The sequence below is a fragment of the Streptomyces sp. ATCC 21386 genome (assembly GCF_018728545.1).
Taxonomy (GTDB): Bacteria; Actinomycetota; Actinomycetes; order Streptomycetales; family Streptomycetaceae; genus Streptomyces.
This window is the reverse complement of record NZ_JAAVVL010000001.1, coordinates 9,447,437-9,472,086: the sequence shown is the minus strand read 5'-3', so window position 1 is coordinate 9,472,086 and position 24,650 is coordinate 9,447,437. Positions and strand designations below refer to the sequence as shown.

Sequence of the window (24,650 nt, the reverse complement as noted above, 5' to 3'; positions counted from 1 at the left end):
CGGAGCGACGGCGCAGGGCGACTCGGTGACGGAGAAGGAGGCGCCGGGGCCGAGCCGTCACTCACACCTGAACGACGACTCGGCCCAGTCCGCCAGCACCGCCAGGTCGTGCGGGCCGTCCGGCTCGACGACCAGTCGTACCGTCTCCCGCCCGCTCAGGTTCACCCGGACCGGGACCGCCGGATCCCCGCCCCGCACCAACCCGGACTTCCACAGCCGGACCCCGTCGCCGTAGACGGAGAAGTAGACCCGGCCGAGGCCGTGCGACAGGTCGTCGACACCGAGGAGCGCGCTGTACGAGGCGCACCGGCGGTTGAGGTCGATGGTCACGGAGGAGCGGCCGTGCACGGTCACCCCGTTCGCGTACCGCTTCCCCGCGATCGCCACCCCGTACCGCTGCCAGACCCAGCTGCTCTCGCCGAGGCGCATCTCGGGCTCGCTGCCGTCGCCGAGGACGCCGTACCGCAGCTCGTTCCACCGGTAGACGGCCGAGGGAGGCGGCGGGGGCGGGGGAGCGGGCGTCGAGGGCGGTGTGGGCGACGGCTTCGGCGGCGCGGGGGGCGGAGTGGCGGTCGGTGTGGGCGTGGGATCGGGAGCGGGCGCCGGCTTCGCGGACGGGGCCGGACCCGGGGCCCGCGACGGCGAGGACTTCGGCGTCGGCAACGGCTTGGACACCGGAGCCATCCGCGCGGGCGCGTCCGGCGCGGGCCGTGACTCCGGCGGCGTCGGGGGAGCGGGCTGCGGAGCGGCCTCGACGGGTTGCGAGGCGGGCGGCTTGGCCAACGGCTCCCGGGGTTCCACCTCGTCGTTGGCCAGCGCGAGCGCCACCGCCGCGGCGACCATCCCGGCCACGCTCACCGCGATCCCGGCCTTCGCCGGCGCGCCGAGCCCTTCCGCGGCGGCCCCGCCACCGATGCCCGCGCCCGCGCCGCCGGACCCACCACCTGCCCCGCCTGCCGCGGCCGCGGCCCCGGCCGCACCGGCCCCCGCGCCACCGGCGACGAGGGCGGCCACCTTCGCGTACCCGGCCGCGCCGAACCACCCGATGACCGCGACGGGTACGACGGCGGGGATCCCGCTCGCGACTTCCTTGATCTGCCCGGCTGCCAGCCGGCACGCCGCGCACTCCTCCAGATGGGCGCGCAGCCCGCGCTCGGCCCGGGTCCGCAGGCTGCCACGGGCGTACGCGCCGAGCCGGTCGGCGTAGCGCCCGCACTCCGCCGAGTTCCCGGCGAGCGTGGCGCTCACATGGGCCTGCAGATACGCCTGCTTGAGGCCCTCCCGAGCCCGGCTGGCCAGCACCCGGGTGCCGTTGGCGTCCAGCCCGAAGAGCGTGGCGACCTCGCTCGGCGACTCGTCCTCGACCTCCGTGTGCCAGAGCACGGCCTGCCACCGCTCCGGCAGCGAACGGAACGCCCGCATCGCCAGCGACTGCTCGGCCTCGTGCATCGCCCGCACATCGGCCCCCAGGTCCAGCGTGTCGCTGTCCGACCCCTGGGCCCCGCGCGACGCCTGGGCAGCGAACACCGCGAAGTCGTCGACCAGTTGCTCCCGCTTCGCGGAACTCGTCCACGTCGCGGCGACCCGGCGCACCGACGTCAGCAGATAGGCCCGTACGGCGTGCTCCGGTCCGGAGCCGCCCCGTACCGCCTGCAGCATCCGGGCGAAGACCTCGGCCGTCAGGTCGTCGGCGGTGTGGGTGTCGCGGCAGCAGGTCCGGGCATAACGGCGCACCGCCTGCGCGTGCCGCCGGTACAGCTCCTCGTACGCCGAGTCGTCCCCCGACCGCATCCACTCGATCAGATCGGCGTCGGAAGGCGCCCGCGGCGGCAGCACCCCGGAGTCGGAACGGTCCCACTGCGCGGGAACACCGCGCCCCCCTTGCCTCGGAACCTGGGGCTCCGCCTCGGCCTCCGCCCCGTCCGCCGACTTCGGCTCGTCCCGCCCGTCAACACCCATCGCGGAAGCCCCCGCCGCCAGCCGACCCAGTCCCGAACACCAGGGCAGCGTGCCATATTGGCTTTTGTTCAGTCCCTAGCACTACGGGCATACCACTCGTCCGAGGTCACTTCCCAGACCGCAGTACGCGGATTCACTCATATGAGCAACACGAATAGGGCGGCACCCCGTCAGAACGGTCCCGTCGGGCCGCCGGTCAGAAGCGCCCGGTAAGGGGCGCGGGGAACTGCGCGAGAACCCCCACCGAACCCGCACCGACAACGCACCCCACGCACCCCACGGGGTCGAAGGGGCAGCGCCCCTGGTGATGGGAATGGGTAGGGGCGGTGTGGGGCGAAAACTCACCCCACACCGCCCCTGAACGAACCGCGAACCGCGAACCGCGAACCGCGAACGCCTCTCACCCGCCCACGATCAGGCCGGCCGGGACCGCAATCCCTCCAGCAGAATGTCGAGCAACCGAGCCGACGCCGCAGCCTGCTGCGCGGCATCCGGCAGCGAAGGCGCCCCCGTGGCGATCACGAGCAACACATCCGCCACAGTCACGTCCTCCCGCAACTCGCCCGCGGCCCGAGCCCGCTCCACCAACTGCCCCACGACCTCGAGCAGCGCGGAAGCCCCGGCGTCGTCCACCGGCCCACCAAGGCCACCGACGGAGCCACCCGCACCGGAATCCGCCGACACCAGCCGAAGCTCGGCCGTCGGCTGTATCCGCTGCTGCGGCACCCGCGCCTCGTCGGGGTCGATCCCGCCGATCCCGCCGACCGCGTCGGACCCGTCCTCGGCGACGCCGACCCGCAGCACCTGCGGCGGCAGCAGCCGCCCGGCGCCGGAGGCCACCGACGTCCGCAGGAACCGCGACAGCGCCTGCCACGGATCCTCCTCCTGCCCGAGCGCCACCCTGGCCTGTTCGGTGAGCCGGGACGTCTCCTCCTCGGCTATCCGGCGGACCAGGACGTCCTTGCTCGGGAAGCGCCGGTACACCGTGCCGACACCGACCCGCGCGCGGCGGGCCACGTCCTCCATCGGCGCGCCGTACCCCAGCTCGCCGAAGACCTCGCGCGCCGCGCGCAGCACGTGCTCGAGGTTGCGCTGTGCGTCCACGCGGAGCGGAGTGGAACGCACTCCGTCACCGCGTCCGTTGCCGCCCGCCGAGCCGATCGCACCGCCGGGTGCGATGGTGGACGCGGACGACCAATGGGACTCCTGAATATGCATACGTGTTCCCCCGGTAATGACGTCTCCCCCCGGAGACTCTCCCCGTCATCGGAAGCCGGAGCGGCGGAACGAGCGTCCAAGGTCCTCGGCGGTCACCGATCACCTTCGCCGGAGACCCGACCGGCCCCGGGCCGATCCGCCCGTCGCGGACCACCCGGAATCCGGACCCGAACCCGAAACCGACAACCCCGGTCCCGGACCCGACCGAACCTCTTGAACGCATCCCCCTACACCCCGTCGACACACGAACATAGTTGAGAGGGAGTCAATTCAGAAGGGGCACGTTCCGCACGGAGCGCCCCTCGATCGGAGTACGGGCGGTTTACGTCCGGTTTGCGCCCCCTCCCGCAACCGGTCTCACACCACCTGACCTGCGCACCTGCCGCATGCGCCGGTGAATCGGCCAAGCCCGCGCCCCCACGGAGACCAGTCACACAAATTGCCGGGCCTGTGGACAAACCAGCGAGCAAGGTGCGTCATGGGATGGTGAAGGAACCGATGCGCATCCTTATCGTCGGCGGCGGATACGTCGGGCTGTACACAGCGCTGCGCTTGCAGCGACAGCTGAAACCGGAACTCGGACGCGGGGACGTCGAGATCGTCGTCGTGTCCCCCGACCCCTATATGACGTATCAACCCTTCCTTCCGGAGGCGGCCGCGGGCTCCATCTCGCCCCGCCACGTCGTCGTGCCGCTGCGCCGGGTCCTCGACAAGTGCAAGGTCGTCGTCGGCGAGGCCACCGCGATCAACCACGCCAAGCGCGTCGCGACCGTCACCACCCTCGCCACCGAGGAGGAGGGCTCGGTCGCCGAGCAGCTGACGTACGACGAACTGGTCCTCGCCCCCGGATCGATCTCGCGCACCCTGCCCGTCCCCGGACTCGCGGACCACGGCATCGGCTTCAAGACCGTCGAAGAGGCCATCGGCCTGCGCAACCACGTCATCGAACAGATGGACATCGCCTCCTCCACCCGCGATCCCGCGATCCGCGACGCGGCCCTGACCTTCGTCTTCGTGGGCGGCGGCTACGCCGGCGTGGAGGCGCTCGGCGAGCTGGAGGACATGGCCCGCTACACCGCGCGGTACTACCACAACGTCAAGCCCGAGGACATGAAGTGGATCCTCGTGGAGGCCTCCGACCGCATCCTCCCGGAGGTCGGCGAGGAGATGGGCCGTTACACGGTCACCGAACTGCGCCGCCGCAACATCGACGTACGGCTGCACACCCGCCTCGAATCGTGTGCCGACCGCGTCGCCGTCCTCAGTGACGGAGCCCGCTTCCCGACCCGTACGGTCGTCTGGACGGCCGGGGTGAAACCGCACCCGGTCCTCGCCGCCACCGACCTGCCGCTGAACGAGCGCGGGCGGCTGAAGTGCACCGCCGAGCTGTCGGTGGAGGGCGTCGCGCACGCCTGGGCGGCCGGTGACGCGGCCGCCGTTCCCGACGTCACCGCCGAGGCCGGCAGGGAGACCGCGCCCAACGCCCAGCACGCCGTCCGCCAGGCCCGCACCCTCGGCGACAACATCGCCCACTCCCTGCGCGGCGAACCGCTGGAGACGTACTCGCACAAATACGTGGGCTCGGTCGCCTCCCTGGGCCTGCACAAGGGCGTCGCCCACGTGTACGGGCGGAAGCTGAAGGGCTACCCGGCCTGGTTCATGCACCGCGTGTACCACCTCAGCAGGGTCCCCACCTTCAACCGCAAGGCCCGCGTCCTCGCCGAATGGACCCTCTCCGGGCTCTTCAAACGGGAGATCGTCTCGCTCGGATCACTCGAACATCCCCGTGCGGAGTTCGAACTCGCGGCCGGTGGAAAGCCTCCTGAGAACCCGAAGGGGTCGTCCTGACCGGATCCAGGAACTCCACCGTTCCGGCCGACGTCTGACGGATGTCGGTCCGGTCGGCCAGACTGGTCCGCGACGTGATCCATGATCCCGGGCGGGGCCACCCCCTCGCCCACACGTACCCACGACCAGGCGTCCCCCACCGCCGCACCCGGGGCAACCCCTCGGGCCACCGGCCGGATCCGGAGCCGGCCACAGACGACCACACGAGGCACGAGGCAAGGATTCGGTGAACTTCACGCGCTGGAGCGCCCGGCTCCCCGGTACGCAGCGCCGCGCCGCAGCGCGGACCGAACACACGGTCACCCCGGACCGGCGCGGCGAAGGCTCCGTGCCCGCGGCCCGCGTCGAACGGCAGAGCGACGACCCTCCGGACGACCACCCGACCGTGCCCGCCGTCGACGACCTCCCCACCCGCGAGATCCTCGACCGCATCCCGGCCCTCGTCGCCCTCGTCCACGGCCCCGACCACCGCACGGCCTACGTCAACGACGCCTACACCGCGGCCTTCGGCGCCCGCCCCCTCGGCGAACCGGCCCGCGCGTCCCTGCCCGAGCTGGACGCCCTCGGCCTCCTCCCGCTCCTCGACCAGGTCCTGCGCAGCTCCAGACCCCGCACGGTCAAGTCCCGCAAGGCGCCCGGCGGCCGCAGCTACACGATCACCTGCACCCCCGTCGCCGTACCGAGCGGTGCCGAGCGGAGCGAGGGCGGCGTACTGATCTTCGCCGCCGACGTCACCGACCACGCCGAGGCCGCCGAACGCCTGCGCGCCAGCGAGCGCCGCCAGCGCGAGACCGCCGTCACCCTCCAGCGCTCGCTCCTCCCGCAGGAACTGGAACAGCCCGACGACCTGCGCATCGCCGCCGTCTACCACCCCGGCGGCACCGAGACCGCCGTCGGCGGCGACTGGTACGACGTGATCACCCTCGGCGGCGGCCGCACCGCCCTCGTCATCGGCGACGTCATGGGCCGGGGCGTGCGCGCCGCCGCGGTCATGGGCCAGCTCCGTACGGCCGTCCGCGCCTACGCCCGCCTGGACCTCCCGCCCCACGAGGTCCTGCAACTGCTCGACGGCCTGGCCACGGAGATCGACCCCAACCAGATCGCCACCTGCGCCTACGCCGTGCACGACCCCAACGAGGGCCGTCTCGTCTACGCCTCCGCGGGCCACCTCCCCATCCTCGTCCGCGACGAGAGCGGCACGGTCCTGCGCGCCGACGAACCGACCGGCCCGCCGCTCGGCACCGGCGGCTGGACCCACTCCTCCGGCTCGATCCCCCTCGGCCCCGGCTCCACGGCCGTCTTCTACACGGACGGCCTCGTGGAGCGCCGCAACGAGGACCTGGACGAGGGCATCGCCGCCCTGGAACGCGCCCTGTCCGGTGCCACGGGCACCCCGCAGGTCGTCTGCGACCGACTGGTGCGCTCCACCGGCGTCACCGCCGACCACGACGACGACGTGGCCGTCCTCGTCCTCCAGCACCCCGCCCGCACCGGCCCCGACAGCGAACTCTTCCGCAACGCCGCGCTGGAACTCCTCGGCGGCGTCGAAGCGGCGCCCCGCGCCCGCGCGTTCGCCTCCGGCGTCCTCACCAGCTGGCGCTTCCCACCGGAACTCCACGACCTGGGCGTCCTGGCCGCCAGCGAACTCGTCGCCAACTCCCTCCAGCACGGCACCCCGCCCATGCGGCTGAGGCTGCGCCGCACCGACCGCCGCCTCATCGTCGAGGTCACCGACGGGAACGACCACCTGCCCCGGCGCCGGCGCGCCGACCCCGCCGACGAGTCCGGCCGCGGCATCGCCATCGTCGCCACCATCGCCTCCAACTGGGGCAGCCGCCGGGCACCGGGCGGCGGCAAGGCGGTGTGGTGCGAGTTCGCCCTGCCCGGGACGGCCTGAGAGGCGGCCCTCACACGGATTCGGGCACCTGCGCGTCCGCCCGGCGGGCGGTGTCGATCTCGGCGCGCCAGGCGACACGGGCCGCGTGCAGGCGGGTCTCGACACCGAGTTTGGTGTAGATGCGCCGAAGGTGGTCCTTGACGGTGTCGGGGCTCAGTCTGAGACGGTCGGCGATCTCCCGGTTGGGGAGCCCGTCGCCGACGAGCGCGAGGATCTCCCTCTCACGCGGTGTGAGCGCGGACACCAGCGCCGCTGCCGGGGCGTGCTCCCGGTCGGGCGAGGCGGGTCTGGTGTAGGCGCGCCTCATGGTCTCCGTCAGACAGGGGTCCAGCGCGAGACCGCCGTGGGCTGCCGCGGTCACCGCCCAGGGCAGGTGCAGGGCGGCGGTGGCACGGCGCAGGATGCCCGTCGCGCCGTGCCGGAGCAGTTGGCGTGTGCCGTGGCCGGTGAGCTGCTCGCACAGAACGACACCGGCGGGTCCGCCGAGCCGGAGAAGCGTGTGCAGGGCCTCGCTCTCCGCCGCGTGGCTGATCACCACGACGTCGGGCCGGGACCAGCGAACGATGTCGGCCAGAGTGCCGGGAGCACCCTCGGCGACGAGAGTGAACTGCTGTACTTCCTCCAATACCGTGCGAACCGCGATACGTGCGGAAAGCATGGGAGCCACCAACGCGACACGAACCATCTGTTCCCCCGTCAGGTCAGGCTGGTTGGACACGAAAGACGCGCTGTGGTCAAGAGCGCGTTGTTAAGACCTCAACAAACGCGTGCAGCTTCACACTTGGGATGGGGTCGGTCAAGCGCAAAGTGCCTCTACGGGGAGGAGGCCCCGGTGTCAACTCCCCGGCCGGGTGGGCGGTGACGAGGACTCCCCCACCTGTGGGGTACAGCGGTGACGGCTGGTGCCCCAGGGTTGTGAAGCGAACAGACCGCACACGATGGGGGAACGAAACAATGAGAATCAAGACAGCGATAGCGGCGACGATGTTCGTGGGAGCGACCCTGTTCACCACGGGAGGCGTGGCCCACGCGTCGCTGAGCGAGTGCAACACGAACAACATGTGCATGTGGGGCAACAACGACTTCCACTGGCTGATCGGCGAGCGCGCCCACGGCTCCACCACCTGGACCAACCTGAGTGGAGACCGCAACGACGAGATGGACTCGTGGGCCAACCGCTCGGCCACCCACACCGGTTGTATGGCCCAGCACTCCAACGGCTCGGGCGACAAGCAGGACATGCACAGGAACGACACCGACGACAACGTCGCCCCCTGGAACAGCGACGAGATCACGTCGTGGCGTACACGGAACGGATGCTGAGTTGACGACAGCCGCTGGCGCACCGCTCGTCCGGACGAGCGCAGTGTGCAAGGCCTACCACTCCGCGGCCGAGACGGTCTGGGCCGCGAGGGACGTGGACTTCACCGCCCGGGCGGGGGAGTTCGTGTGCATCTACGGCGCCAGCGGCTCCGGCAAGTCGACGCTGCTCAATCTGCTCGCCGGCCTGGATCTCGCCGACTCCGGCGAGATCCAGGTCGGCGGTGTGGACGTGAGCACGGCCGACGAGGCCCGGCGAGCGGAGCTCCGGCTGCGCACCGTCGGGGTGGTCTTCCAGGAGCACAACCTGATCGAGGAGTTCAGCGCGGTGGAGAACGTCGCGCTGCCCCTGGAGGCATGCGGTGTCCCGGTCGCCGAAGCGCGTGAGCAGGCGCTGGCCCAACTGGCCCGCGTCGGCCTGGCCGGGCTGGAGGACCGCATGCCGTGGCAGATGTCCGGCGGGCAGCGCCAGCGGGTCGGCGTCGCCCGGGCGCTCACCGGACAGCGTTCCGTCCTGCTCGCGGACGAGCCGACCGGTGCCCTGGACTCGACGACCACACGCGAACTGTTCGAGCTGTTCCGGACCCTGTGCGACGACGGCGTACTCGCCGTGATCTGCTCGCACGACCCCCGCTGCCGCGACTTCGCCGACACCGTCTACGAGGTCGTCGACGGCCGTCTGGAACCCCGCTCGTGACCACCATGGAGACGACACGGGGGCCCGGCGCCGCATGACCCACGACAGTACGACCGATGACCGCTCGGCCGACGAAGACACGACCGACGACCGCTCGGCCGCCGGTGCTTCCGGTGACGCCGCGGTCGGCGATCGCTCGGCTCGGGACCGTACGGCTTCCGCGCGCACCGCGCCCGGCCCCACGGTCCACGGCCGCATGGCGTTCGCCGACCGGGCCCGGCTGACCACCCGGCTGGCCCGGCGGCTGGCCCGCTCGCGTGCGCTGGCCCGGTCGGTGGCGATCGTGTTCGTCGCCGGACTGCTGGTGATGGGCATGTTCGTCACCCTGCGGACCCTGTCCCTGTCCGGCGAGCAGGTCGCGCAGAACGAACTGGGCCGCTTCGGAGCCAAGGTCGGCTACGGCAGCGGCGTGTCCCTGCCACCGGGCGACGACACCTTCCTCACCGACCTCCGCTCCCGGATGCGCGACGCCGACGCCACGGACGCCGAGATCGTGCTCAGCGCCACCGACGTCCAGCTGAACACCACACCGGCCCGCAATGTGACGGCGCTGGAGAGCGACTGGTCCGCACGGCCCTACCCCGAGCGGTACGAGCTGCTGACCGGCGAGTGGCCGAGCCGCCCCGGCGAGGTGGCCGTCACCGAGCCGGACGACGTACGCACCCCGGTGGGCACGACACTCACCGTGCTGGGCGACGTACGGCTCAAGGTCGTGGCCACTGTCGACGACCGGGCCGCCGACACCACCAACCTGCTGCTGGGACCGGGCACCTGGGCCGCGCTGGACCCCGCGCTCAGCGAGGGATTCCCCGTGCTGACCGCCCAGATGGACGTGATGTGGGCGGGGGACAGGCAGCAGGAGGTCGTCGACGCCTTCACGGCCGCGGCCCGCACCTGGGCCGAGGGCGGCGACAGCCCCGAGGCCGCCGCGATCCGGGAGGACGGGCAGAACGCCGTGGCCGCCACCCTGGTGACCAGGGACCAACTGGTGGCCCGTCCGCAGAAGACCTGGATCGAGAAGACCCCCGCCGGCTACACCGTCCCGTCGATCCTGGTTCCCGCCGCGGCCGTCCTCCTCGTGTTCGGCCTCAACGGCCGCCGCTTCCGCCGCACCACCGCCTCCCTGACCTCCGTGGGTGTCCCCCGTACGACGGCGGCGCTGGCCCCCGCGCTGGCCGCACTGGCCTGGTCCCTGGCCGCGGCCGCGTGCGGAGCCGTGGCCGGTGTCCTCGTGGGCCTCGGCGCCCGTCTGCTCATCTCCCACCTGCGCGACAGCCCGGCGGGCCCGCTCGACGACCTCGCCTCGCCCGCGCTGCGCCTCCTCGCCGTGGTCCTCGTGACCGGCCTGATCGCCGGCGCCGTACTCGCCCGGACCCGGCGTGACGCACCCGCCCGCCCGCACACCGACGACGAGGCCGCTCGGGCCGAGGAGCGCCCGGGCGCCCGCCGTGCCCGTGACGCCCGGCATCTGCTGGCCGTCGCCGCCTGGTGCGCCACGGTCGTGTACGTCACCTGGGTCGACTCGCCCCCGCAGGCCATGATCCTCACCGGCATCCTGATCGCCGCCGTGCTGCTGATCATCCCTGAGGTGTTCTCCGGGGTGCTCAGACTCCTCCCGGAAGGCGGGCCCCGCCGCCGGCTCGTCCGCCGGCAGCTCGCCGCCGACCGGTCCCGGGCCTGTGCCGCCCTGGCCGTCCTCACCGTGCTCTTCGGCGCGTCCCTCGGCTATGTCACCCTTCTGGACACTCTGATCCGCACAGCCGAGAAGCAGTCCTACCCGTCGGTGCTGCCGGGCCAGGTCCTGCTGGCCGGCCACGAGAGCGACACCTTCCCGCCCGGCGAGGCCCTGCTCCGCACCGTCGAAGCCTCCGGGGTACTCGACGGGCTGCGCCGCACGGAACCGCGCTACCTGATGGACGACGACCCCGACAACCCCCGCATGGCCAGCCGGGAAGGCGACGACGGCAGCCTGCTCGCCGCGGACACACCCGCTGATGTCGAACGGCTGATCGGCCGTCGACTCGACCCGGCCCAGACCTCCGTCCTGCGAAACGGCGGCCTGCTCGTCTGGGCCCACACCCCCGATGCCCCCACCGGCCCGGACGCGCGCACCTCCCTCGTCGTCCGCCAGGGCGACAAGGTCCTCGGCAGCACCGCCGAACTGCCCGAGACCGCCGTCGAGGTCCGCCCGGCCGAATGGCGCACCGGCTCCGACGGCATCATGCTGCGCGCCACCGCCGACGCCCTCGACCTGCCGATCCAGGCCCACGGCCCGATCATGGTCACCGGCGTCCCCGACACCGAGGCGCGGGCCCTGCAGCAGGCCGTCGTCGACGCCGGCATGGACGCCGGCGCCGTCCTGATCCACGTGGAACCCGACGACCCGGTGCCCCCGGCCGCGCTCCTGGCCACCGCCGTGGGTCTGGTGCTGCTGGCCCTCGCCGCCGTACTGGCCGCGACCCGCAGCCAGACCCGCATCCTGCGCCGCTATCTCGCCCGACTGATCGCCGTGGGCATCCCACCGAGCTGGGCCCGCCAGGTGCTGCTCTGCCAGCACGGCATCCTCATCGCGGTGAGCACCCTCCTCGGTCTGCTCATCGCCGTGGTCCCCACCGTGGTGCTGGCCTCCCAGATCTCAGGATTCGTCCTCAGCGTCCCCTGGTGGCAACTGGGCGTACTCGCCGCGGCGACCTACACCGCGGCACTGCTCGCCGCCGTCCTCTCCGCCCACAAGCTCCGCGTGGCCGAAGCCCGGGGCAGCTGAGGGGCGCCGCGCACGACGTCCTCACGGCCGGGGCGTCAGGCCCGGGCCACCACCGGCTCCCCGGCACCGGCCCCGCTCCCGGCGACCACGCGGCTGCTCGCGAGCGCGGGCTGATCCTGCACGGCCGTGAGCTGCCGCCCGAGCCGCAGCGCCAGCACACTGATGCCCAGCGAACACAGCAGGAACGCCACGATGTACGGCGCGTGCAGCGAGGCGGCCATCGGCCCGCCCACCGCCGGACCGACCGCGAGCGCGAGCTGCTTCACCAGCGCGAAGGCCGAGTTGTACTGCCCCGCCAGCCCGGCCGGAGCGAGATCCGCGACCAGCGGAGCGACGGTCGGCGACAGCATCGCCTCCCCCAGCCCGAACAGCGCGTACGTCGACACGAACGCGGCCACGGCCATCTCCTGGCTCCCGTGCCCCAGGCCCGCGAAGCCCGCGACAGCCCAAGCCACGGCCCAGATCAGCCCCACGGCCGCGATCACCCGCGACCGCCTGCGCCGCGTCACGAACCGCAGCACGGCGAACTGTGCGATCACGATCACCGCCGTGTTGGCCGCCAGCGCCGTACCGAGCGCGGAGGTCGATATGCCGGCCGCCTCCACTCCGTACGCGCTCAGCCCCGACTCGAACTGCCCGTAGCAGGCGAAGAACAGCACGAAGCCCAGCACACACAGTTGGACCATGGCCCGGTTGCCGAGCAACTGCTTCCAGCTCCCCTTGGCCGACACGCCCGCGGGCACGTCCTCGACCTTGGGCGCACGCGGCATCCGCACGGTCGCCATCACACCCACGAGCAGCAGGAACATCGCCGCCTGTATGGAGAACAGCAGGATGAAGGAGCTCGCCCGCGTGGCGTCGACGAGGTGCCCGCCCATCAGTCCGCCGACCCCGAGCCCGAGGTTCTGCAGGAAGAACTGGGTGGCGAAGGCCCGCGACCGGTCCTCCGGACCGGAACAGTCGACGATCATCGTCGCGAGCGCCGGCTGCACCACGGCCTGCCCCGCTCCGAGCACCGCCGCGGACGACAGCACGGTCGTCGCACTGGCGGCCAGGCCGAGGCCCAGCGACCCGACGGCGGCGGTGGCCAGGGCGGTGAGCAGCACCGGAAGAGGCCCGCGCCGGACTATGGCCCGCCCTGCGAAGGGCAGCACCATCAGCGCGGCGACGGCGAAGACCGCCAGCACCAGCCCCGCCGTCATGGCGCCGAGGTCCCGCACCTGCGCCACATAGACGTACAGATACGGGACGGTGAAGCCGAGTCCGAACGCGCCGAGCGCGTTGCCCACATGAATCCGGCGCATCGCTGCGCCCATTCCCCTGGTCACATTCACCTGTCTAGGTAAGGGAAGCCCCCCGCCCGCCCGAACAGGCGTTAGCAGTGAAGACTTCGAAGCTAAAACTTAGAACCTAAACACTACACTCCGAAGGACTTCGATGCCAAGCGAGGCGTGCCATACTGCGGTCCCATGGGCGACACCCCAGGCACCTCCGGCAGCGCCGAGCCGACACTCGAAGAGCAGATCGCCGCCTACCAGCGCGAGTTTCAGGACCTCGACCCCCAGGTCGAGAAGATCGTCTCGGCCCTCTCCCGGCTCCACCGCCGTATGAACGTCGCCTACGGCCGCCAGACCTCGGAGCTCGGCATCAGCAACGCCGAGTGGGAGGTCCTGAAGGCTCTCGTCCTCTCCGGCGCCCCGTACCGGATGGGCCCGAGCGAGCTGGCCAAGCGACTCGGTCTGACGCCGGCCGCCATGACCCACCGCATCGACCGCATGGTCGCGGAGGGTTTGGTGACGAGGGAGCGCGACGAGAACAACCGCGTCCGCGTCATCGTCGAGCTCACCCCCGACGGTCGCGAGAAGTGGCTGGCGGCCATGCGCCTCGCCTCCGTCTTCGAGGAGGACCTCCTCCAGGACCTCTCACCGCTGGAACGCACCGTCCTCGGCGAGGTCCTGACCCGACTCCTCCGCCGCGTCGAGCACGCCCAGCCGGACGCCGGCGGACGTCTCACCGACCTCGACTGAGGCCGTACGCTTGGGGGCGGCCGAGGTTTGGCCGTGGGTCACCTGGGGGAAGCTTGACAGTCCACCCCGTGATCCGTAGAGTTCTTCGGGTTGCCGCGGAGCCGTAACGGTTCTGCGACAGCACCTCCGCCGCTTCGAGCGGCACCCAAACCAACCAGCTCGATCTCCCAACCGGGGCGAATTCGGTGTGCCCGAATTCAATTCGATTTGGGTTCGGATGAGTTCGACAGGCCCGATTGGGAACTGCCGGACAGATCCGCTAAGGTTTGGGACGTCGGAACGGCCCAACAGCCGCGAAGACAACTCCCGCTGACTGGGAATCAGGCCCGAAAGGATCTGATAGAGTCGGAACCGCCGGAAAGGGAAACGCGGAAGCGGAAACCTGGAAAGCACCGAGGAAATCGGAACCGGAAACGGTCTGATAGAGTCGGAAACGCAAGACAGCAAGACCGAAGGGAAACTGCCCGGAGGAAAGCCCGAGAGCAACTCGGGTGAGTACAAAGGAAGCGTCCGTTCCTTGAGAACTCAACAGCGTGCCAAAAATCAACGCCAGATATGTTGATACCCCGTCTCCAGCATCAGCTGGGACGAGGTTCCTTTGAAACAAACACAGCGAGGACGCTGTGAACCATCGGACTATTCCTCCGGTGGTTCCGCTCTCGTGGTTTGCACCCGATTACGGGTACACATTCACGGAGAGTTTGATCCTGGCTCAGGACGAACGCTGGCGGCGTGCTTAACACATGCAAGTCGAACGATGAACCACTTCGGTGGGGATTAGTGGCGAACGGGTGAGTAACACGTGGGCAATCTGCCCTTCACTCTGGGACAAGCCCTGGAAACGGGGTCTAATACCGGATACAACCACTAGGGGCATCTCTTGGTGGTGGAAAGCTCCGGCGGTGAAGGATGAGCCCGCGGCCTATCAGCTTGTTGGTGAGGTAACGGCTCACCAAGGCGACGACGGGTAGCCGGCCTGAGAGGGCGACCGGCCACACTGGGACTGAGACACGGCCCAGACTCCTACGGGAGGCAGCAGTGGGGAATATTGCACAATGGGCGAAAGCCTGATGCAGCGACGCCGCGTGAGGGATGACGGCCTTCGGGTTGTAAACCTCTTTCAGCAGGGAAGAAGCGAAAGTGACGGTACCTGCAGAAGAAGCGCCGGCTAACTACGTGCCAGCAGCCGCGGTAATACGTAGGGCGCGAGCGTTGTCCGGAATTATTGGGCGTAAAGAGCTCGTAGGCGGTCTGTCGCGTCGGATGTGAAAGCCCGGGGCTTAACCCCGGGTCTGCATTCGATACGGGCAGACTAGAGTGTGGTAGGGGAGATCGGAATTCCTGGTGTAGCGGTGAAATGCGCAGATATCAGGAGGAACACCGGTGGCGAAGGCGGATCTCTGGGCCATTACTGACGCTGAGGAGCGAAAGCGTGGGGAGCGAACAGGATTAGATACCCTGGTAGTCCACGCCGTAAACGGTGGGAACTAGGTGTTGGCGACATTCCACGTCGTCGGTGCCGCAGCTAACGCATTAAGTTCCCCGCCTGGGGAGTACGGCCGCAAGGCTAAAACTCAAAGGAATTGACGGGGGCCCGCACAAGCAGCGGAGCATGTGGCTTAATTCGACGCAACGCGAAGAACCTTACCAAGGCTTGACATACACCGGAAACGGCCAGAGATGGTCGCCCCCTTGTGGTCGGTGTACAGGTGGTGCATGGCTGTCGTCAGCTCGTGTCGTGAGATGTTGGGTTAAGTCCCGCAACGAGCGCAACCCTTGTTCTGTGTTGCCAGCATGCCCTTCGGGGTGATGGGGACTCACAGGAGACTGCCGGGGTCAACTCGGAGGAAGGTGGGGACGACGTCAAGTCATCATGCCCCTTATGTCTTGGGCTGCACACGTGCTACAATGGCAGGTACAATGAGCTGCGAAGCCGTGAGGCGGAGCGAATCTCAAAAAGCCTGTCTCAGTTCGGATTGGGGTCTGCAACTCGACCCCATGAAGTCGGAGTTGCTAGTAATCGCAGATCAGCAGTGCTGCGGTGAATACGTTCCCGGGCCTTGTACACACCGCCCGTCACGTCACGAAAGTCGGTAACACCCGAAGCCGGTGGCCCAACCCGCAAGGGAGGGAGCTGTCGAAGGTGGGACTGGCGATTGGGACGAAGTCGTAACAAGGTAGCCGTACCGGAAGGTGCGGCTGGATCACCTCCTTTCTAAGGAGCATCTAGATCTCGCAAGAGATCCAGGGCCACAACGTCGGCGAACGTCCGACGGTGGTTGCTCATGGGTGGAACGTTGATTATTCGGCCGGTTTCACGGGCCGGAGGCTGTTAGTACTGCTCGCAAGAGCGTGGAAAACATGATCTCCGGACGGAATCTGGTCGGGCACGCTGTTGGGTGTCTGAGGGAATGAACTTTCCTTCAGTTGCCGGCCCCGGTGAAGCACCATGTAGGTGGTGTGTGACGGGTGGTTGGTCGTTGTTTGAGAACTGCACAGTGGACGCGAGCATCTGTGGCCAAGTTTTTAAGGGCGCACGGTGGATGCCTTGGCACCAGGAACCGATGAAGGACGTGGGAGGCCACGATAGTCCCCGGGGAGTCGTCAACCAGGCTTTGATCCGGGGGTTTCCGAATGGGGAAACCCGGCAGTCGTCATGGGCTGTCACCCACTGCTGAACACATAGGCAGTGTGGAGGGAACGCGGGGAAGTGAAACATCTCAGTACCCGCAGGAAGAGAAAACAACCGTGATTCCGGGAGTAGTGGCGAGCGAAACTGGATGAGGCCAAACCGTATGCGTGTGAGACCCGGCAGGGGTTGCGTATACGGGGTTGTGGGATCTCTCTTCTGTTGTCTGCCGGCAACAGGACGAGTCAGAAACCGTATGGATAGGCGAAGGACATGCGAAAGGTCCGGCGTAGAGGGTAAGACCCCCGTAGCTGAAATCTGTACGGCTCGTTTGAGAGACACCCAAGTAGCACGGGGCCCGAGAAATCCCGTGTGAATCTGGCGGGACCACCCGCTAAGCCTAAATATTCCCTGGTGACCGATAGCGGATAGTACCGTGAGGGAATGGTGAAAAGTACCGCGGGAGCGGAGTGAAATAGTACCTGAAACCGTGTGCCTACAAGCCGTGGGAGCGTCGGACATCAAGCTTGCTTGGTGTCTCGTGACTGCGTGCCTTTTGAAGAATGAGCCTGCGAGTTTGCGGTGTGTTGCGAGGTTAACCCGGGTGGGGTAGCCGTAGCGAAAGCGAGTCCGAATAGGGCGACTTTAGTAGCACGCTCAAGACCCGAAGCGGAGTGATCTAGCCATGGGCAGGTTGAAGCGGAGGTAAGACTTCGTGGAGGACCGAACCCACCAGGGTTGAAAACCTGGGGGATGACCTGTGGTTAGGGGTGAAAGGCCAATCAAACTCCGTGATAGCTGGTTCTCCCCGAAATGCATTTAGGTGCAGCGTCGTGTGTTTCTTGCCGGAGGTAGAGCACTGGATAGGCGATGGGCCCTACCGGGTTACTGACCTTAGCCAAACTCCGAATGCCGGTAAGTGAGAGCGCGGCAGTGAGACTGTGGGGGATAAGCTCCATGGTCGAGAGGGAAACAGCCCAGAGCATCGACTAAGGCCCCTAAGCGTACGCTAAGTGGGAAAGGATGTGGAGTCGCAGAGACAACCAGGAGGTTGGCTTAGAAGCAGCCACCCTTGAAAGAGTGCGTAATAGCTCACTGGTCTAGTGATTCCGCGCCGACAATGTAGCGGGGCTCAAGCGTACCGCCGAAGTCGTGTCATTGCGATATATACCCCCAACGGGGATCGTGATGGGTAGGGGAGCGTCGTGTGCCGGGTGAAGCAGCCGTGTAAGCGAGTTGTGGACGGTTCACGAGTGAGAATGCAGGCATGAGTAGCGATACAAACGTGAGAAACGTTTGCGCCGATTGACCAAGGGTTCCTGGGTCAAGCTGATCTGCCCAGGGTAAGTCGGGACCTAAGGCGAGGCCGACAGGCGTAGTCGATGGATAACCGGTTGATATTCCGGTACCCGCTGTGAAGCGTCAAACATCGAACCAGGCGATGCTAAGTCCGTGAAGCCGTCCCGGATCCTTCGGGTGAAGGGGAGTGGTGGAGCCGACGAACCAGACTTGCAGTAGGTGAGTGATGGGGTGACGCAGGAAGGTAGTCCATCCCGGGCGGTGGTTGTCCCGGGGTAAGGGTGTAGGCCGTGCGATAGGTAAATCCGTCGCACTTGTGGCTGAGACCTGATGCCGAGCCGATTGTGGTGAAGTGGATGATCCTATGCTGTCGAGAAAAGCCTCTAGCGAGTTTCATGGCGGCCCGTACCCTAAACCGACTCAGGTGGTCTGGTAGAGAATACCGAGGCGTTCGGGTGAACTATGGTTAAGGAACTCGGCAAAATGCCCCCGTAACTTCGGGAGAAGGGGGGCCACACCTGGTGATAGCACTTGCTGCTTGAGCTGGGGGTGGCCGCAGAGACCAGCGAGAAGCGACTGTTTACTAAAAACACAGGTCCGTGCGAAGCCGTAAGGCGATGTATACGGACTGACGCCTGCCCGGTGCTGGAACGTTAAGGGGACCGGTTAGTCACTCTTCGGGGTGGCGAAGCTGAGAACTTAAGCGCCAGTAAACGGCGGTGGTAACTATAACCATCCTAAGGTAGCGAAATTCCTTGTCGGGTAAGTTCCGACCTGCACGAATGGCGTAACGACTTCTCGACTGTCTCAACCATAGGCCCGGTGAAATTGCACTACGAGTAAAGATGCTCGTTTCGCGCAGCAGGACGGAAAGACCCCGGGACCTTTACTACAGTTTGATATTGGTGTTCGGTTCGGCTTGTGTAGGATAGCTGGGAGACTGTGAAGCTCGGACGCCAGTTCGGGTGGAGTCGTCGTTGAAATACCAGTCTGGTCGTGCTGGATGTCTAACCCGGGTCCGTGATCCGGATCGGGGACAGTGTCTGATGGGTAGTTTAACTGGGGCGGTTGCCTCCCAAAGGGTAACGGAGGCGCCCAAAGGTTCCCTCAGCCTGGTTGGCAATCAGGTGGTGAGTGTAAGTGCACAAGGGAGCTTGACTGTGAGACCGACGGGTCGAGCAGGGACGAAAGTCGGGACTAGTGATCCGGCGGTGGCTTGTGGAAGCGCCGTCGCTCAACGGATAAAAGGTACCCCGGGGATAACAGGCTGATCTTCCCCAAGAGTCCATATCGACGGGATGGTTTGGCACCTCGATGTCGGCTCGTCGCATCCTGGGGCTGGAGTCGGTCCCAAGGGTTGGGCTGTTCGCCCATTAAAGCGGTACGCGAGCTGGGTTTAGAACGTCGTGAGACAGTTCGGTCCCTATCCGCTGCGCGCGCAGGAATATTGAGAAGGGCTGTCCCTAGTACGAGAGGACCGGGACGGACGAACCTCTGGTGTGCCAGTTGTTCTGCCAAGGGCATGGCTGGTTGGCTACGTTCGGGAGGGATAACCGCTGAAAGCATCTAAGCGGGAAGCCTGCTTCGAGATGAGTATTCCCACCCACTTGATGGGGTAAGGCTCCCAGTAGACGACTGGGTTGATAGGCCAGATATGGAAGCCTGGTAACGGGTGGAGTTGACTGGTACTAATAGGCCGAGGGCTTGTCCTCAGTTGCTCGCGTCCACTGTGTTGGTTCTGAAACCACGAACAACCCCATTTCTCATGGTCACGAGGGATGGTGCGGTATTCATAGTTTCATAGTGTTTCGGTGGTCATAGCGTGAGGGAAACGCCCGGTTACATTCCGAACCCGGAAGCTAAGCCTTACAGCGCCGATGGTACTGCAGGGGGGACCCTGTGGGAGAGTAGGACGCCGCCGAACAATTGTTGAGAAAGCCCCTGCCGGGAGACCCGGCGGGGGCTTTCTGCATTTACGGGCCCTTTCCGGGAATCAGGAATCGGACGGCTCCACCAATTTCGTGTCGTACGCCAGGATCACCGCCTGGATGCGGTCCCGTGAACCGGTCTTCGCGAGGATGCGGCCGACGTGGGTTTTGACCGTCGACTCCGCGAGATGGAGCCGGGTGGCTATCTCGGCGTTCGTCCAGCCCTTGCCGATGACCGAGAGGATCTCCCTTTCACGGTCGGTGAGGGGTGCGAGACGGGGGTCCGTGGGCGCTGGGGCGATGGGTTCTCCGGGCTTGGGCAGATGCCGGGCGTAGGTGTCCAGGAGGCGGCGGGTCAGGCTGGGCGCCACCACCGCGTCACCGGAGGCCACGGCTCGGATGCCGGAGAGGAGCTCCTCGGGGAGGGCGTCCTTGACGAGGAAGCCGGAGGCGCCGGCGCGGAGACCGGCGTAGGCGTACTCGTCGAGGTCGAACGTGGTGAGGATCAGGACGCGGGTGCGGTCGCCCGCCGAGACGATGCGGCGGGTGGCCTCGATGCCGTCGAGGCCGGGCATGCGGACATCCATCAGGACGACGTCGGGGTGGAGCTCGGCCGTGAGACGGACCGCCTCGCTGCCGCCCGGGGCCTCGCCGACGACCGTCATGTCGTCCTGGCTCTCCAGGAGCATGCGGAAGCCGAGGCGCTGCAAGGGCTGGTCGTCGGCGATGAGGACGGTCGTCACTGCGGGGATTCCTCCGGGAGATGTAGGTGGACTCGCCAGCCGCGTCGCGGGTGGGGGAGCGGGCCGGCCTCAAGTGTGCCGCCGTACAGGGCTGTTCGCTCGCGCATGCCGGGGATGCCGCGGCCGCCGTTCGTGGAGGCGGGCTGGGCGGGGGCGGTGCGCGCGGTGTCGGTGAGGGTGAGGGAGACGGCGCCGGAAGCCTCGTAGGAGATGAGGAGGCGGGACGTGGCGCCCGGGCCCGCGTGTTTCAGGGTGTTGGTGAGGGCTTCCTGGATGACGCGGTAGACGGTGAGTTGGCGGCCGGGCGACAGGGCCGGGGCGCCGCGGACGGTGCTGTGGACGGGGAGGCCGGCGGACCGTACGCCGGTGAGCAGGCGGTCGAGGTCGGTGAGGGAGGGCTGGGGGGTCAGATCTGCCGACGGGGCCGGGGCCGAGGAGTCCTCGGGGTCGTCGCGCAGGACGTCCAGGAGGCGGCGTAGTTCCGCGAGGGCCTGGCGGCTCGTGGTGGAGATGGCGGTGAGGGCCTCGGTGGCGCGCGCGGGGTCCTTCGGGGCCGCGTAACGGCCGCCGTCGGCCAGGCCGGTGATGACGGAGAGGTTGTGGCCGATGATGTCGTGCATCTCGCGGGCGATCCGGGCGCGCTCGGCGGCGGTGGCGAGACGTAGCTGCTGGTCGCGTTCGACTTCCAGCTGGCGGGCGCGTTCGAGGAGGGAGGCGAGGTACTCCCTGCGGGTGCGCACGGCTATGCCGGCGACCGCGGCGAGGGCCAGGGCCGTCGCCGCGGGAACGATGTTCTGGTCGAGGCCCTGTTCGTCGGGGTGGCGGAGGCCGCCTACGACGTAGGGCAGGACGGCCAGGGCGTAGGACCAGAGCAGGGTGCGGTGGCGGGTGCGCAGGGCCACGTGGAAGACGGTGAGCAGACAGAGTTCCCCGGCTTGGAGGGAAGCACCGGTCCAGGTGTTGACGAGGGCGAACGGCAGCGTCGTCAGAAGGGCCGCGAAGGGGCGGGTGCGGCGCTGGAGGAGCGGGAGGGTGAAACCGAGGGAGAGGGTGAGGATCAGCCAGCCGGGGAGGGTGGGGTTGTCGGTGATGTTCCGCCACCCACCGCTGGTGTAGTCGATGAGGGCGGCGGTCACGAAGAACCCGGTGACGAGCAGGTCCCAGAGCAGGGGACGGCGGTGGTCCAGGTCCCGGGCTCGCTGGGTGAGGCGGCGGAAGTACTGGGTGAGGGGTTGCGGGCCGGCCGGCTGCCAGGTGTTGCCGGTGCCGGTCTCGGTGCCGGTGTTGGTGTCGCGTTCGGTGCCGTCGCTCGTCACGTGGGCATCCTCGTACGTGGGGCGGGCTCGGGGCGTGCGACCGGGGCCGGAAATCCGATGAAGGGTGTAGTACCCCGGTACTACCGTGACCCGCATGAAGCTGCCTGCGCGTGCTGAGAGCCCCGTTCTTCCCGAGGGGTACCGGATCCGGTCCGTCCGGGCCGAGGAATGGCATGAGGTGCGGGAGTTGCGGCTGGCAGCGCTGCGGGACCCGGTGGCTCATCTCGCTTTCTTGGAGACGTACGAGGAGGCCGCGGCGCGGCCGGACGGCTTCTGGAAGGAGCGGACGGAGGGGGCTGCGGAGGGGGTTCGGGAGCGCCGGCAGTTCGTGGTGGAGAGCGTGGCCGGTGAGTGGGTCGGGACGGTGACCGTGCTCGTGGAGGAGGCCGGGGTGCGGGACTTCTTCGGTGGGGTCGTCGAGCGGCGGCAGGCGCATCTGGTGGGCGTGTTCCTGCGGGACGGACATCGCGGCAAGGGCGTGGGCGAGGCACTCTTCGCGGTCGCCGTCGGGTGGGCCCGGTCGGCCGGGGTCGAACGGGTGCGGTTGTTCGTGAACGAGGGCAACGGGCGGGCCGCCGCGTTCTACCGGCGGGTCGGGTTCGTGGGCAGTGGAGTGACCGTCGAGGGGGACGAGGGGCGGGAGTTGGAGTACGTACTGGAGTGGGCGCAGGTGTAGGGCGTGGGGCGGGCGGCGTGCGGCACGGGTGTTAGCGTTCGGCGGCATGGACGACAGCGTGTATGTGGGCAATGCGGGCAAGGACGCGGCGCTGGACCGGGGTTGGCTGCTCGGGCACTTCAAGGCGGAGGGGGATCCGCGGCGGAGTGAGGCGGTGGAGATCAAGTGGGGTGTCCATCCGCGGGGTGACACGCGCGCTCAGTGGGTCCAGGGTGAGGAACGAACCGCTCTGCAGGTGTTGATCAGCGGTCGTTTCCGGGTCGACTTCCCCGGCCGTAGCGTCGTGTTGGAGCGGCAGGGCGACTATGTCGTCTGGGGGCGCGGCGTGGACCACTCCTGGGTCGCCGAGGAGGAGTCGGTGGTGCTGACGGTGCGGTGGCCGTCCGTGGCCGGGTACGCGGTGCCGGACGAGGGCGTTTCCTGACCGTCCGACCGTCCGACCGCCCGACCGTAGTCAGGGCAGCGGGAGTTCGGCGTTGGGCCAGCGGGAGCGGGCCTGTTCGCGGGAGCGGAGGAGGGCCAGGGTGGGGAGGCCCTGGTCGGCGCCGCCGGTCAGGAGTACGGGGAGCTGGGGGAGCGGGGCCACGGCCGCCACGTCGTCCAGGACCAGCGTGAGTGGTGGGTCGAGGCGGCCGGAGGATGACCGTTCGGCCATGCGCCGGCCGCGCTCGACCACGCTTGAGACGAGGGCCGTCAGGAGAGGCATGGCGGAGGGGTTCGCCTTGGGGTCCTCGATGGGGTCGCCGACCACATAGAGCGTTCCCCCTTCGTGCACGAAGGAATCCAGTGCCAGTGAGTCGGCTCGGTTCGGGGCGCATGCCTCGCGGACGTTGACCGTGGACAGGGCGGAGAGGGCTCGGGCCGTCAACTGCTGTGCGATGTCCCGGCGTTCGGGGTGCGAGGTGAGCGCCGACTCCAGCTCACCCGCCGCGCCGGGGGCCGCCTTCGGGTTCGTCCGCAGGGTGCGGACCGCTTCCTGGACGTTGCTGCCCTGGGCCCAGCGGTGCAGGTGGCGGATGGTGCGGGTGTCTATGGCGGCGGCGTGGAGGTAGCTGCGCAGGAGGGTCTCGGCGGTGTCCGCCACCGCTTGGTCGATCCTGGCGGTGGGGCGGATGGGGGCGAGCAGGGCGATGGCCCTGGCCAGCGCCGTCGGCTTGTCCTCGCAGCCGGAGATGGGCGACCAGTGGAGGCGGGCCGGGGTGTCGCAGCGGTGTGCGGGGTCGTAGAGGAGGACCGGGCCCAATTTGGCGCGGGCGTCCTTCGTGTCCGACCAGAGGGTGGGGTCGGAGGTGACGACGAGGGCGGGGCCTTCGGCGTCCCGTACGGCCTGCGCGGCGACCGGGCGACGAGACTCGGTGGGGCCGAGGACGACCGTGGGGGCCGGGTTGGCCCAGGTGGCGTCGGTGTCGAGTGTCGCCCCGACCTCGGCGGCCGGGGCGGAGGGGGTGGGGACAGCGGCAGTGGCGATCGGGGTCGGCGTCGGGTTCGGGTTCGGGTTCGGGCCGGTGAATCCGGCGGGTGGGGCGAGGCCGCCGCCGCTGGGGGTGGTGGTGTGCGGCGGGGTGGCGGTGTGCGGCTGCGCGGACGCGCCGGCGGGCGGGGCCCCGTGCTGGGCGGTGGGGTCTCCCGTGTACGGCTGGAGCGGGGACGACTGTTCCACAGGGGCGGCGGTCGGGGTCGTGTTCTGGGCGTGGCCGGGGGCGTGTGGGGCGGTGTGGCTCGGGGCGTGTCGTGCGGCGTGGCCGGGGTGCTGGGCCGGTGGTCCCACCGTCGGGGTGCCCTGCGCCTGGGCCCGTGCCGCCTTGTCCCTCGCTCGTACGGCTCGCCAGCGTGCCAGGGTGCCCATCGTGAAGACGGCCAGGACGAGGAGGACCATGAGCTGGCTGATGAGGAGGCCCCAGAAGAGGCCGTAGCCGGAGAGCTGGGCGGCGGGGGTGTCCGGCCAGGCGGCGGGGAGGTCCTGGGGGGAGGAGATCAGGCTGCGTACGGCCAGGGGGGTGCGGGTGAAGGTGACGGAGTCCGGCCAGGCGCCGTGGGCGAAGAGGCCGGCCAGACCGGTGGCCGACCAGACCAGCAGGGTCACGCTCACCAGGAAGCCCAGGAGGGCGATCAGCAGCCCGTCGGGGATGCCGCCACCGCCCTGCCGGGGGCGCCGCTCGTCCGGTCTCACCGCACGCCGCCGTACACGCCGTGGCGCAGGATGCCGTACGCCCGGACGCCGTACGCCCGGCCGTTGTCCGCTCCGTACGCCCGGTCGCCGTACACGCGGCCCTCGTTCGCGCCGTACGCTCCGCCGTCGTTCACGCCGTTTCCTCGTCCTGGCCCTGCT

At 68.7% G+C, this 24,650-nt stretch carries 16 protein-coding genes and 3 rRNA genes; 11 read left to right on the top strand and 8 right to left on the bottom strand.

Annotated features, from left to right (window positions below; all coding sequences use genetic code 11):
- Positions 1–57: 57 nt before the first annotated feature.
- Together GWK25_RS40655 and GWK25_RS40650 are read right to left on the bottom strand one after the other, a co-directional pair.
- The gene (locus GWK25_RS40655; RefSeq protein ID WP_215456577.1) at positions 58–1,959 is read right to left on the bottom strand and encodes a sigma-70 family RNA polymerase sigma factor; all 1,902 of its coding nucleotides are present in this window, start codon (positions 1,957–1,959) and stop codon (positions 58–60) included.
- Between the two features lie 414 nt (positions 1,960–2,373).
- Positions 2,374–3,177 (bottom strand): TetR/AcrR family transcriptional regulator, encoded by an 804-nt coding sequence (locus tag GWK25_RS40650; RefSeq protein ID WP_215456575.1) that lies wholly within the window; start codon positions 3,175–3,177, stop codon positions 2,374–2,376.
- Between the two features lie 483 nt (positions 3,178–3,660).
- Between GWK25_RS40650 and GWK25_RS40645 the strand changes: the two genes are divergently transcribed.
- Both GWK25_RS40645 and GWK25_RS40640 read left to right on the top strand, forming a co-directional pair.
- Positions 3,661–5,025: an NAD(P)/FAD-dependent oxidoreductase gene (locus tag GWK25_RS40645; protein WP_215456569.1), complete on the top strand. Its 1,365-nt coding sequence runs from the start codon at positions 3,661–3,663 to the stop codon at positions 5,023–5,025.
- 226 nt (positions 5,026–5,251) lie between these two features.
- Positions 5,252–6,922 carry a SpoIIE family protein phosphatase gene (locus tag GWK25_RS40640; RefSeq protein WP_215456567.1) on the top strand — a complete coding sequence of 557 codons (1,671 nt, stop codon included), beginning with the start codon at positions 5,252–5,254 and terminating at the stop codon, positions 6,920–6,922.
- Positions 6,923–6,932: 10 nt separating this feature from the next.
- Here the strand turns inward: GWK25_RS40640 and GWK25_RS40635 are convergent, their stop codons facing one another.
- Positions 6,933–7,580 carry a response regulator transcription factor gene (locus tag GWK25_RS40635; protein WP_215456564.1) on the bottom strand — a complete coding sequence of 216 codons (648 nt, stop codon included), beginning with the start codon at positions 7,578–7,580 and terminating at the stop codon, positions 6,933–6,935.
- A gap of 296 nt (positions 7,581–7,876) precedes the next feature.
- Between GWK25_RS40635 and GWK25_RS40630 the strand changes: the two genes are divergently transcribed.
- From GWK25_RS40630 to GWK25_RS40620, 3 genes are read left to right on the top strand one after another with little or no spacing between them, the layout of a single operon-like run.
- Positions 7,877–8,245 (top strand): peptidase inhibitor family I36 protein, encoded by a 369-nt coding sequence (locus GWK25_RS40630; RefSeq protein ID WP_215456562.1) that lies wholly within the window; start codon positions 7,877–7,879, stop codon positions 8,243–8,245.
- A 1-nt stretch (position 8,246) separates the two neighbouring features.
- Complete coding sequence (locus tag GWK25_RS40625) at positions 8,247–8,939, top strand: ABC transporter ATP-binding protein (RefSeq protein WP_251829256.1); 693 nt, start codon at positions 8,247–8,249, stop codon at positions 8,937–8,939.
- 34 nt (positions 8,940–8,973) lie between these two features.
- A complete protein-coding gene (locus GWK25_RS40620; RefSeq protein WP_215456560.1) occupies positions 8,974–11,703 on the top strand; it encodes a hypothetical protein in 2,730 nt (909 codons plus the stop codon).
- A gap of 35 nt (positions 11,704–11,738) precedes the next feature.
- On the opposite strand, the gene GWK25_RS40615 is transcribed toward GWK25_RS40620, so the two are convergent.
- A complete protein-coding gene (locus GWK25_RS40615; protein ID WP_251829255.1) occupies positions 11,739–13,007 on the bottom strand; it encodes an MFS transporter in 1,269 nt (422 codons plus the stop codon).
- A gap of 165 nt (positions 13,008–13,172) precedes the next feature.
- On the opposite strand from GWK25_RS40615, the gene GWK25_RS40610 reads away from it, so the two are divergent.
- The 4 genes from GWK25_RS40610 to rrf all read left to right on the top strand — a co-directional run bounded on the left by GWK25_RS40610 (position 13,173) and on the right by rrf (position 19,582).
- Positions 13,173–13,730 (top strand): MarR family winged helix-turn-helix transcriptional regulator, encoded by a 558-nt coding sequence (locus GWK25_RS40610; protein ID WP_215456558.1) that lies wholly within the window; start codon positions 13,173–13,175, stop codon positions 13,728–13,730.
- A gap of 689 nt (positions 13,731–14,419) precedes the next feature.
- Positions 14,420–15,945: ribosomal RNA gene (locus GWK25_RS40605) — 16S ribosomal RNA — on the top strand.
- A gap of 301 nt (positions 15,946–16,246) precedes the next feature.
- Positions 16,247–19,370 (top strand): 23S ribosomal RNA (locus GWK25_RS40600).
- 95 nt (positions 19,371–19,465) lie between these two features.
- A 5S ribosomal RNA gene (gene rrf / locus GWK25_RS40595) occupies positions 19,466–19,582 on the top strand.
- The 16S, 23S and 5S rRNA genes sit together here, the layout of an rRNA operon.
- 69 nt (positions 19,583–19,651) lie before the next feature.
- Here rrf and GWK25_RS40590 read toward each other — a convergent pair.
- Entirely contained in the window at positions 19,652–20,329 is a 678-nt protein-coding gene (locus GWK25_RS40590; RefSeq protein WP_215456556.1) for a response regulator transcription factor, read from the bottom strand.
- Positions 20,326–21,645, bottom strand: coding sequence for a histidine kinase (locus GWK25_RS40585; RefSeq protein ID WP_308404446.1), 1,320 nt, complete (start codon positions 21,643–21,645; stop codon positions 20,326–20,328). The genes GWK25_RS40590 and GWK25_RS40585 overlap by 4 nt, the downstream gene beginning before the upstream one ends.
- A gap of 94 nt (positions 21,646–21,739) precedes the next feature.
- Between GWK25_RS40585 and GWK25_RS40580 the strand changes: the two genes are divergently transcribed.
- Both GWK25_RS40580 and GWK25_RS40575 read left to right on the top strand, forming a co-directional pair.
- Positions 21,740–22,321: a GNAT family N-acetyltransferase gene (locus GWK25_RS40580; protein WP_215456552.1), complete on the top strand. Its 582-nt coding sequence runs from the start codon at positions 21,740–21,742 to the stop codon at positions 22,319–22,321.
- 46 nt (positions 22,322–22,367) lie between these two features.
- Positions 22,368–22,745, top strand: a complete 378-nt coding sequence (locus GWK25_RS40575) for a signal peptidase I (protein WP_215456550.1) — start codon at positions 22,368–22,370, stop codon at positions 22,743–22,745.
- Between the two features lie 30 nt (positions 22,746–22,775).
- Here GWK25_RS40575 and GWK25_RS40570 read toward each other — a convergent pair whose 3' ends face one another.
- Together GWK25_RS40570 and GWK25_RS40565 are read right to left on the bottom strand one after the other, a co-directional pair.
- Entirely contained in the window at positions 22,776–24,491 is a 1,716-nt protein-coding gene (locus GWK25_RS40570; RefSeq protein WP_215456547.1) for a type VI secretion protein, read from the bottom strand.
- Positions 24,488–24,625 (bottom strand): hypothetical protein, encoded by a 138-nt coding sequence (locus tag GWK25_RS40565; RefSeq protein WP_215456545.1) that lies wholly within the window; start codon positions 24,623–24,625, stop codon positions 24,488–24,490. Before GWK25_RS40565 ends, GWK25_RS40570 begins: the two co-directional genes overlap by 4 nt.
- Positions 24,626–24,650: the final 25 nt, after the last annotated feature.